Source organism: Streptomyces sp. MnatMP-M17 (genome assembly GCF_900091995.1).
Lineage (GTDB): Bacteria > Actinomycetota > Actinomycetes > Streptomycetales > Streptomycetaceae > Streptomyces.
Genome location: NZ_FMDK01000283.1, coordinates 1 through 10,822 on the forward strand (window position 1 = coordinate 1; position 10,822 = coordinate 10,822).

8 protein-coding genes are annotated in these 10,822 nt (G+C 71.2%); 7 read left to right on the top strand and 1 reads right to left on the bottom strand.

Annotation, left to right across the window (positions count from 1 at the left end; all coding sequences use genetic code 11):
* The 7 genes from GA0115259_RS13485 to moeZ all read left to right on the top strand — a co-directional run.
* The coding region (locus tag GA0115259_RS13485; protein ID WP_107469179.1) for an ABC transporter permease at nt 1-819 on the top strand (819 nt) is incomplete at its 5' end.
* A complete protein-coding gene (locus GA0115259_RS13490) occupies nt 816-1,805 on the top strand; it encodes an ABC transporter permease (protein WP_093595711.1) in 990 nt (329 codons plus the stop codon). The genes GA0115259_RS13485 and GA0115259_RS13490, both read left to right, overlap by 4 nt.
* Before the next feature lie 14 nt (nt 1,806-1,819).
* Nucleotides 1,820-3,532 (top strand): dipeptide ABC transporter ATP-binding protein, encoded by a 1,713-nt coding sequence (locus GA0115259_RS13495; protein WP_093595714.1) that lies wholly within the window; start codon nt 1,820-1,822, stop codon nt 3,530-3,532.
* Between the two features lie 189 nt (nt 3,533-3,721).
* Entirely contained in the window at nt 3,722-5,560 is a 1,839-nt protein-coding gene (locus tag GA0115259_RS13500; RefSeq protein WP_093595730.1) for a glycosyltransferase, read from the top strand.
* Nucleotides 5,553-6,704: a hypothetical protein gene (locus GA0115259_RS13505; protein ID WP_093595717.1), complete on the top strand. Its 1,152-nt coding sequence runs from the start codon at nt 5,553-5,555 to the stop codon at nt 6,702-6,704. The genes GA0115259_RS13500 and GA0115259_RS13505 overlap by 8 nt, the downstream gene beginning before the upstream one ends.
* Nucleotides 6,705-6,853: 149 nt before the next feature.
* Complete coding sequence (locus GA0115259_RS13510; protein ID WP_093595720.1) at nt 6,854-7,828, top strand: NAD-dependent epimerase/dehydratase family protein; 975 nt, start codon at nt 6,854-6,856, stop codon at nt 7,826-7,828.
* A 256-nt stretch (nt 7,829-8,084) separates the two neighbouring features.
* Nucleotides 8,085-9,263: an adenylyltransferase/sulfurtransferase MoeZ gene (gene moeZ / locus GA0115259_RS13515; protein WP_093595723.1), complete on the top strand. Its 1,179-nt coding sequence runs from the start codon at nt 8,085-8,087 to the stop codon at nt 9,261-9,263.
* Between the two features lie 80 nt (nt 9,264-9,343).
* On the opposite strand, the gene GA0115259_RS13520 is transcribed toward moeZ, so the two are convergent.
* Nucleotides 9,344-10,822, bottom strand: a 1,479-nt coding sequence (locus tag GA0115259_RS13520) for an alpha/beta hydrolase (RefSeq protein WP_107469180.1), incomplete at its 5' end; no start/stop codon positions are given.

The following is a 10,822-nucleotide window of genomic DNA, read 5'->3' on the forward strand; positions in this document are numbered from 1 at the left end:
GCGCTGGTGGACTCGGCGCGCGGCGGAGTGCCGATCGGCTCGTTCGGCGGTGTCAGCGGCGACCACTGGCTGGGAGTCGAACCGGGCACCGGGCGCGACCTGTTCGTACGGCTGCTCTACGGCGCCCGGGTGTCGCTGCTGGTCGCGGTGGGCGCCACCGTCGTCCAGGTGCTGATCGGGATCGTCGTGGGCCTGGCCGCCGGGCTGGGCAACCGGCTGCTCGACACGGTCCTCAGCCGGTTCACCGATGTGATGATCGCGCTGCCCATGCTGGTGCTGGCCATCGCCCTGACCGCCGTCGTGCCCACCGACTTCCCGCGTCCGCTGCTGCTGATCCTCGTGGTCGGGCTGCTCGGCTGGGGCGGTACGTCACGGATCGTCCGGGCGCAGACACTCACGCTGAAACAGCTCGACTTCGTGGCCGCCGCGCGGCTCGCGGGCTCCGGGCGGTGGCGGGTGGCACGGCGTGAGCTGCTGCCCTCGCTCGCGGCTCCCGTCATCACCTACGCGGCGATCCTGCTGCCGACGAACATGGTGACCGAGGCGTCGCTGTCCTTCCTGGGCGTCGGTGTCAAACCGCCGACGCCCTCCTGGGGACAGATGCTGTCGAGCGCGCAGACCTGGTTCCGCGCCGATCCGATGTACGTACTGCTGCCGGCCGGGATGCTGTTCGTGACCGTGCTCGCCTTCACCGTGCTGGGCGACGCGGTCAGGGCGGCCCTCGATCCACGGGAGGCCGGACGGCTGCGGATCGGGCGGCGCCGTACGTCCCGTACCCGCGCCGCCGCCACCGACTCGTCCAAGGACATCTCCTCATGACGCGCTATCTGCTCAGACGGCTCGGCGGCGCGGTGCTGGTCCTGCTCGTGCTCTCCGTCGTGATCTACGGGCTCTTCTATCTCGCGCCGGGCGATCCGGCCCGGCTCGCGTGCGGCGAGCGGTGCAGCAGCCAGCAGGTCGCGCAGGTACGCGAACAGCTCGGTCTGGGCGACTCGGTGTACACGCAGTACGCCCACTTCCTCCAGGGCATCTTCGCCGGGCGCGACTACTCCACCGGTACGGCCCTGCTGCACTGCGACGCGCCGTGCCTGGGCTTCTCGTACCAGACCGACCAGCAGGTCACCTCGCTGATCCTGGACCGGCTGCCCGCGACGCTCTCGCTCGCGCTGGGCGCCATGGTGATCTGGCTGGTCATCGGAGTGGGCACCGGGCTGCTCTCCGCGCTGCGGCGCGGCGGGATCACCGAGCGCGCGCTGACGGTGCTCACGCTGGCCGGCACGGGCACGCCGGTGTTCATCCTCGGACTGCTGCTGCTGATGCTGGTCTGCGCGTACTTGCAGTGGCTGCCGTTCCCGACGTACGTACCGCTGACCGACGATCCCGAGCAGTGGGCGTGGAACATGCTGCTGCCCTGGCTCACGCTCGGACTGTTCGAGAGCGCCAAATACGCGCGGCTGACACGCAGTTCCACGCTGGAGACGCTGGCCGAGGACCATATCCGTACGTTCCGCGCGTACGGCGTCGGCGAGCGCGCGGTCGTCGGGCGGCACGCGCTGCGCGGCGCCGTACCGCCGGTCATCGCGCTCAGCGCGCTGGACTTCGGCACGGTGATGGGCGGCGCGGTGCTCACCGAGTCCCTCTTCAACATTCCCGGGATCGGCAAGACACTGATCGACGGCGTGCGGGAGATCGATCTGCCCGTGGTGGTGGGAGTGGTGCTGGTGACCGGCACGGCCGTCGTGGTGGCGAATGTGGTGGCCGATCTGCTGTACGCGGCGGCCGACCGGAGGGTGGCGCTTCTGTGACTCCTGTGACTCCTGTGACTCCTGCGACGGATCTGATCGAGGTCGAGGGCCTCACGGTCGACTTCGTCTCGGGCGAGGAGACCGTACGGGCCGTCGACGGGCTGTCGTTCTCGCTCGCCGCGGGCCGGGCGATCGGTCTGGTCGGCGAGTCCGGCAGCGGCAAGAGCACCGTCGCGAGCGCGCTCCTCGGACTCCACCGTGGGACGGGCGCGCACGTCGGAGGCGCGGTGCGCGTGGGCGGTACGGACGTGGGCACCGCCTCCGACCGTGAACTGCGCGCGCTGCGCGGCGCGGTGGCCGCGATGGTCTTCCAGGACCCGCTGTCGTCCCTGGATCCGTACTACGCCGTCGGCGACCAGATCGCCGAGGTCTACCGGGTCCATACGGACGCCACACGGCGGGCGGCCCGCGCACGGGCCGTCGAGGTGCTCGACCGGGTGGGCATCCCGGACGCGGCGCGCCGGGCGCATTCCAGACCGCACGAGTTCAGCGGCGGTATGCGCCAGCGCACGCTCATCGCGATGGCGCTCGCCTGCGAGCCGCGTCTGCTGATCGCCGACGAACCGACCACGGCGCTCGATGTGACGGTCCAGGCGCAGATCCTCGATCTCCTCCATGATCTGCGCGGCGAGACGGGCATGGGACTGCTGCTGGTCACCCATGACGTGGGAGTCGCGGCGGAGAGCGTCGACGAGGTACTGGTGATGCGGCACGGCCGGGAGGTGGAGCGCGGTCCGGTGGCCGAGGTGCTGGGAGCGCCGAAGCAGACGTATACGCGCACGCTGCTCTCCTCGGTGCCTCGGGTGGACGCGCCGGTGGCGCGGACGGTGGCAGAGCCGCGCCGTTCGGGTGAGCCGCGCCTTCAGGGTGAGCCGCGCCCTTTGGCGGATGAGGTGCTGCTCGAAGCCGTCGATCTGCGGCGGGAGTTCCGGCGCGGGCGGCGGACCGTCACCGCCGTCGACGGAGTGTCGCTGACCGTCGGCGCCGGCGAGACGCTGGGCATCGTCGGCGAGAGCGGCAGCGGCAAGACCACGCTGGGCCGGATGCTCGTACGGCTGCTGGATCCGACCGACGGGCGGCTGCGCTACCGCGGCGCGGAGATCGCGGCGGTCTCCGAGAAGGAGCTGCGGCCGTACCGCCGCGAGTTGCAGATGATCTTCCAGGATCCTGTCGCCTCGCTCAATCCGCGCCGCTCGGTGGGCGAGTCCGTCGCCGATCCGCTGCGGGCGGCCGGAACGCTGGACGAGGGACGGATCGTGGCGCGCGCACGGGAGCTGCTGGAGCGTGTCGGGCTCGATCCCGACCGCTACGACCGGTATCCGCACGAGTTCAGTGGCGGCCAGCGCCAGCGCGTCGGTATCGCGCGGGCACTCGCCGCCGAGCCCCGGCTGATCGTCTGCGACGAGCCCGTCTCGGCCCTCGATGTGACCACGCAGGCGCAGGTCGTCGCGCTCCTCGCGGAACTCCAGCGGGAACTGGGCCTGGCGCTGGTCTTCATCGCCCATGACCTCGCCGTGGTACGGCAGGTCAGTGACCGGGTCGCCGTGATGCGGGACGGCAGGATCGTGGAACAGGGAACGGTCGAGGAGGTGTACGGCGCGCCCTCCGACCCGTACACGAGGCAGTTGCTCGCCGCCGTGCCCGCGCTCGATCCGGTGCTCGCCGCCGCGCGCCGCTCGGCCAGGAAGGCGCTTGCGGCACCTGCCGAGAAAGTCGCCGTGGCCTGACCTTGCGTAGCCGAAGCACTCCGTAGCGCGACAGAACGCTACCGGTGCGGGAAAGTTACGTGCATTCACCCCTTCCGGTGGTGCGACGGACAACCGTCCATCGCACCACCGGCATATCCGCTTACGGTCGTCCCGCTGCGTGTCGCCGGCCAACGGCGGCTGCCCACAAGGGAGATCGGGGGTGTGCTCGTGCGGATCGGACTGCTCACGGACGGTGGCTATCCGTATGCCACGGGTGAATCCAGACTCTGGTGCGACCGGCTCGTACGCGGGCTCGCACTGCACGAGTTCGACATCTACGCGCTCAGCCGCAGCGCGCGGCAGGAGGAGCGCGGCTGGATAGAGCTGCCGCGCCGGATCCAGCAGGTGCGTACGGCGCCGCTCTGGGCGCCGGCGGACGACGGCCGTGGCTACGGACGGCGCGACCGGCGGCGGTTCGCGGAGCACTTCGGACAACTGGCCGCCGCGGTCTGCTCGGACGCGGCGGAGGGCGGCTCGGGGTGCGGCGCACGGGACGGCTCCGGCTCCGGTGATGGCTCCCGGGACGGTTTGGAGCGCGCCGATGGCTTCGCGGCCGGGCTCTACGGGCTCGCCGATCTCGCCAGGGAGCGCGGTGGTCTCTACCGCGCACTGCGCTCGGAAGCGGCCGTACGGCTGCTGGAGTCCGCCTGCCGTGCGCCCGGCGCACGCCGGAGCGCGCACTCCGCGACCGTGCCCGACTTCCTGGCCTTCGCCGACCGGCTGGAGCGCGCTCTGCGCCCTCTGTCGCTGGACTGGTACGACGACGCCACGCTGGGCGCGGTCGATCTCTGCCATGCCGCCTCCGGTGGATCCGCCGCTCTCCCCGGGCTGTTGGCCAAACGCTTCTTCGGTGTACCGCTGCTGGTCACGGAGTACGGCGTCCAGCTCAGGGCGCACTACCTCGCGACCGGTGGTACGGAAAGCGCGACCGGTGGTACGGGCGGCGCTCCGGCGGGCGCCGCGCCGCTCGGCACGCCCGTCCGCGCGTTGCTCGCCGCCTTCCACGGGCGGCTGGCCGCCGAGATCTACCGGCAGGCGGATGTCATCACTCCCGGCAACGCCCATGCCAGACGGTGGCAGGAGCGGTGCGGTGCCGACCGCGCCAAGCTGCGGACGGTGTATCCGGGGATGGAGGCGGAGCGTTTCTCCGAGGTGGGCCCGGCGCCGGGTTCCACGGGCGGCTCTTCGGCGGGCTCGACGGCAGGCTCCACAGGCGGCTCTGGGGATGGCGATCCGGGCACGCTCGTCTGGGTCGGCAGAATCGAGCCGGCCAAGGATCTGGTCTCGCTGCTGCACGCGTTCGCGGCGGTCCACACGGCGGAGCCGGGCGCGCGTCTGCGGATCGTGGGCGCGCCCGCCCAGAGCCCGGGAGCGGAGGCGTATCTCGCGCACTGCCGGGCCCTGGCCGCCCAGCTCTTCCCGGACGAGGCCGTCGACGCGCACACCGCGGGCGACAATCCCGTCTCCTTCGAGGAGATCGGCGGACCCGAGACGCCAGAGCTGCCCGACGCGTACGCGGCGGGCGGTGTGGTCGTCCTGTCCAGCGTGGTCGAGGGCTTTCCGATCAGTCTGGTCGAGGCGATGTTCTGCGGACGCGCGACGGTCTCCACGGATGTCGGCGCGGTGGTGGAGGTCATCGGCGGCACCGGGCTGGTGGTACCGCCGCGCAATCCCAGGGCGCTCGCGGATGCCTGTATCGCGCTGCTGCGCGACCCGGAGCGGCGCGAACGGCTCGGTGAGGCGGCGCGCGCCCGCGCACTGGAGCTCTTCACCGTCGAGCAGAACCTCGCGGCGTTCGACGACATCTATCTGCAACTGATCTCGCACGCTCCCGTACGGCGGTCGGCGGACGACGTGCCCTTCGCCCACCCGGCCGAGATGTACGCGCCGGTCCGCTGGAGTGCCGGCCGCCCGGAGCGTGAGGCGCGTCCGGAGCGTGAGGCGCGTGCCGGGCGTGAAGCGCGTCCGGAGCGCACTCCGGTGGGTGTGAGGGAGAGCGATGTCTGACGAAGTCACTCCGCTGACCACGCCGTTCGCCGGGCCTCCCGGTGGCCGGCGCGGGAGCGGCGATCCGGTCAAGGGCCTGCTGCACCGGTACCGGGAGCTGTGCGAGCGAGCCGTCGATCCGCTGGAGATCGCCGCCGGCCTTGAGGCCCACGGAATCACCGACCGGACCGCCGCCCGTTTCCGGCACCGGGACGTCTTCTCGCTCGCCGAGGAGCTGTACGCGCGCGTGCCACGTGGAACGGAACGTACGGACGGAACGGACGGGCCGGTCACCGCCGATCCCGCGCGCGGAACCCACGTAACCCACCGAACCGGCGCGCGCGCCGGATGGTGGGCGGCGATCACACTGCTGCCCGGAGCCGTGGCCTGTCTCACTCTCGCGGAGCTCGAAAGGAGCACTGGACAGCGCCGGCTCGCGATAGGCCTGGCGGGTGCCCTCGCGCTCTCCGGCGCGCTTACCGCCTGCCTCCACCGAGGGCCGCTGCGCGCCGAGGGCCGCCCGGTCCCCGCCGCAGGCCTCTGCGTGTACTGGCTGCTGGCCTATCTGGTGTGCGGTGACGGACTGCTGGACGAACTGATCACCGGCGGTCCCGACGGACCGTGGCCCGCGACCACGACACCGCTCACCGCGCTGGCGTGCGCCGTCGCACCGGCCGCCTGGTGCGCCCATCTCTTCTCCGTATGCGCCCGGCGCCGCCTCGCCGAGAGCCATGGACTGGCCGAGTTCACGGCCGGCGCCCGGCCGCTGCTTCTCGCCCTGGCCGGGCTCTATGTCTGCGCCCTCACCGCTCTCACGGCGACCGCCAATGCCGTCTTCGACGAGGACGGCGGGCTCGCCTCCACCGTCGCCCTCGGCACGCTCCTCCTGCTGGCCAGGCTGCTCACGGTCCACGGCTTCGCCGGCACCGCGGCCACCGGACTCGCCGTGGCCGCCGCAGTAGAGGCGCTGTCCTGCGTGTCCGTGCTCGCGGGCCGGCTTCCCGGGCTCGATCCGCTCGCCGTCCCGGTCACCCGGGCGGTAGAGACATGGGGCTCCTCGGCCGTGCCCGCCCTCGCCTGTGGAGCCGCCGCCCTCGGACTGCTCGGCCATGCCGCCGTCGCCCTGTCCCGGGCCTCGGCGCACATAAGACCTCAGCACTACTGACCTCAGCGCCTCTCCACGCCTGTCCTCGCCACTCGGCAACACGACACAGCGACACCGCACAGCAACACGATGAAGGAGACACCAGACATGACCCCGCTATCCCCAGCACCGGCCTCCGCCAAGGCCTGTCGGCACGGAAGGGCACCGCGATGAGGGTCCTGCTGCTCGGTGCCAACGGTTTCCTCGGCCGCTTCGTGGCCGACCGGCTGCTCGCCGATCCCGCCGTGCACCTCACCGCGCTCGGCCGCGGCGACGACGCGGACGTACGGTTCGATCTCGCGGGCGGCAGCCCGGGTGCCCTCACCCGCTTCCTGGACGCCGTCCATCCCGGAGTCGTGATCAACTGCGCCGGAGCCACCCGTGGCGGCGCCCGCGAACTGACCAGGCACAACACCGTCGCCGTCGCCACGGTCTGCGAGGCCCTGCGCCGCAGCGGCTGCGGCGCCAGACTCGTCCAGCTCGGCTGCGCCTCCGAGTACGGTCCCTCCCAGCACGGCTCGTCCACCGCCGAGGACGCCGTGCCGCGCCCGGGCGGCCCGTACGGCGTGAGCAAGCTGGCCGCGTCCGAGCTGGTGCTCGGCTCCGGGCTCGACGCGATCGTGCTGCGGATCTTCTCGCCCGTCGGCCCGGGTACTCCGGCGGGCTCTCCGCTCGGCCGGCTCGCGGAGGCCATGCGCCGTGCGATGCAGGCGGGCGACGGCGAGCTCAAGCTCGGCGGACTCGGCGTACAGCGCGACTTCGTGGACGTACGGGACGTGGCGCGCGCCGTGCACGCCGCCTCGCTCTCCGCCGCCCAGGGCATCGTCAACATCGGTACCGGCCGGGCCGTCAAGCTCCGGGACGCCGCCGCGGTGCTCGCGAGAGTCGCGGGCTACGCCGGAGCCCTGCACGAACTCGACATGCCGCCGGGACCGATGCGTCCGGGCCACGCCACCATCGGCCCGCCGCGCGGCGAGCAACTGCCTGAACACATCGGCGCGGGCCCGTTCCCGTATCCCGACGGCTGCGGCGGCTGGCAGCAGGCGGACGTACGCACCGCCCGCGACCGGCTCGGCTGGCGGCCCCGGATCAATCTGGAGGAGTCGCTCGCGGACATCTGGATGGAGGCGGCATGCCGTATCTGACCGCCGTCGGCCACCGCTCGCGCGACGGCCCGTCCGAGCCGGGGCCCGGCCGCCGGGACTGACTCCCGGCTGTCGGGACCGACTGCCCGGCCGCCTGGCGGGACCGACTGCCCGGCCGCCTGGGCTCGCTGCCCGGCCACTGGGACGAGATCATCTCGCGAGTCGGACCGGGTGTCTCGGAATGACAAGGGCCGTGGCAGTGTTGCAGGGATAAGAACCGTACTGATTCATCGACCAACCCCCTGTTGAGGTCCCTGTGTCGCTGCCACCCCTGGTCGAGCCCGCTGCCGAGCTCACCGTCGACGAGGTCCGCAGGTACTCCCGTCATCTGATCATCCCGGACGTCGGGATGGACGGGCAGAAGCGGCTGAAGAACGCGAAGGTGCTGTGTGTGGGTGCCGGAGGTCTCGGCTCCCCGGCTCTGATGTACCTGGCCGCGGCCGGTGTCGGTACGCTCGGCATCGTGGAGTTCGACGAGGTCGACGAGTCGAACCTGCAACGCCAGATCATTCACAGCCAGGCCGACATCGGCCGGTCGAAGGCCGCGTCCGCGCGTGACTCCGTCCTCGGTATCAATCCCTATGTGAATGTGATCCTTCACGAAGAGCGGCTCGAAGCCGAGAACGTGATGGAGATCTTCTCGCAGTACGACCTGATCGTGGACGGCACGGACAACTTCGCCACCCGCTATCTGGTCAACGACGCCTGTGTGCTGCTGAACAAGCCGTACGTCTGGGGTTCGATCTACCGCTTCGACGGCCAGGCGAGCGTGTTCTGGTCCGAGCACGGCCCGTGCTACCGCTGCCTCTACCCGGAGCCCCCGCCGCCGGGCATGGTGCCCTCCTGCGCCGAGGGCGGTGTGCTGGGCGTGCTCTGTGCGTCCATCGGATCGATCCAGGTCACCGAGGCGATCAAGGTGCTCACGGGCGTCGGCGAGCCGCTGGTCGGCCGGCTGATGATCTACGACGCCCTGGAGATGCAGTACCGCCAGGTCAAGGTCCGCAAGGATCCCGACTGCGCGGTCTGCGGCGAGAATCCCACCGTTACCGAACTCATCGACTACGAGGCCTTCTGCGGTGTCGTGTCGGAGGAGGCCCAGGAGGCGGCGGCCGGTTCGACAATCACTCCCAAGCAGCTCAAGGAGTGGATCGACGACGGTGAGAACATCGAGATCATCGATGTCCGCGAGCCGAACGAGTACGAGATCGTCTCGATCCCCGGCGCCAAGCTGATCCCGAAGAACGAGTTCCTGATGGGCACCGCCCTGGCGACTCTGCCGCAGGACAAGAAGATCGTTCTGCACTGCAAGACGGGTGTCCGCAGTGCGGAGGTGCTCGCGGTGCTGAAGTCGGCGGGCTTCGCGGACGCGGTGCATGTCGGCGGCGGAGTGATCGGCTGGGTCAAACAGATCGAGCCGGCGAAGCCGGTCTACTAGTTCTGTCAGCTCTGTCAGCTCTGCCGAAGGGGCCGGTCCACCATCGTGTGGACCGGCCCCTTCTGTGCATCCCGTGCGTTCTACGCGCAGCTCTTGCCGGACGCCGGGACCTCGCCGCGCAGGAAGTAGTCGTCCACCACCTGGGTGATACAGCGATTCCCGGTGGTGTACGCGCCATGGCCCTCGCCCTCGAAGGTGAGATGGACACCGACGCCCTCGCCGAGCTCCGCGACCATCCGCCCGGAGCCCTCGTACGGAGTCGCCGGATCACCCTTGCCGCCTATCACCAGGATCGGGTCCGCGCCCGGCGCCGCCACCTCCGGAGTCTCGTGCTCGCCCGCGACCGGCCAGCGCGCGCACCAGCCGGCCAGATCCCACGCCAGATACGGGCCGAAGACCGGCGACACCTCGCTGAAGTCGGCCAGCAGCCGGGACCTGACCTCGGCCGCTTCGACCCGGCCTTTCGCGTCCGCGCAGGAGATGGCGCGCTGGGCGTGGTGCGAGACACCGTAACGGCCTTGCGCGTCACGGTCGTTGTACGAGTCGGCCAGCCGCAGCAGTCCGGTGCCGTCCCCGTTCTCGGCGCCCTCCAGCGCGTCCGTCAGCTCGGGCCGGCTCTCCTCGGCGTACAGCGGGCTGATGATGCCGGTCAGGGCGAGGCCCTGGGTGAGCGTACGGCCCATGGAGGTGGGCAGAGCCTCGTGGTCCAGCCGGTCGAGCAGCTTCACCACGCGCGCGGTACCGCTTCTCGCGCTGGTGCCACGGCTCTTGAAGTAGTTGTCCAGGGCGCGCTGGAAGCCGAGTGCCTGGTTGCGGGAGTGGCCGATGTAGTCGGCCGTCGGATCGATCACCGCGTCCAGAGCGAGCCGTCCGACCTTCGACGGGAACAAGTGGGCGTAGACGCCGCCCAGTTCGGTGCCGTACGAGAAGCCGAAGTAGTGGAGCTTCCGGTCGCCGAGCACCTGGCGCAGCAGATCCAGGTCCCGGGCGGCGCTGGTGGTTCCCACATACGGCAGTACCCGTCCCGAACGCTTCACGCAGCCCGCGCCGAATGCCGCCGAGTCTTCGAGGAAGATCAGCTCCTCGGCCGGCGTGTCCGGAGTGGAGTCGATACGGAGGGAACGTTCCGTCTGCTGATTGTCCCGGCACACCACTCCGGAGCTCTCGGCGACTCCGCGAGGATCGAAGCCGACCAGGTCGTACCGTGCGTGGAGGCTCTCGAAGAGACCGGCCGCGCCGGGCAGCGCGGCGACACCCGAGCCGCCGGGACCGCCGAAGTTGAAGAGGAGCGAGCCGATCCGGCGATCCTTGTCCTTCGCCGCCGAGCGGATCAGGGCGATCCCGATGGTCTCGCCGGCCGGCTCGCTGTAGTCGAGCGGCGCCTGCATCGTGGCGCACTGCCAGCCGGAGCCGGGAGCCCTCGCGGCGCTGCCGCGTGCCTTCTCGGGGGCCGCGCACCGGTGCCAGCCGAGCGTCTGCCTTGCGAACGCGGCGGGCAGCGCGGGAGCCGCGGGACCGGCTCCTCCGGCCTCTCCTCGGCCGGCCGCGGGGGCGGGGGG

Bases quoted from the DNA above. Each gene is read 5' to 3' on its own strand.
- GA0115259_RS13490 (WP_093595711.1), top strand. From the start codon at position 816: ATGACGCGCTATCTGCTCAGACGGCTCGGCGGCGCGGTGCTGGTCCTG.
- GA0115259_RS13505 (WP_093595717.1), top strand. From the start codon at position 5,553: ATGTCTGACGAAGTCACTCCGCTGACCACGCCGTTCGCCGGGCCTCCC.
- GA0115259_RS13510 (WP_093595720.1), top strand. From the start codon at position 6,854: ATGAGGGTCCTGCTGCTCGGTGCCAACGGTTTCCTCGGCCGCTTCGTG.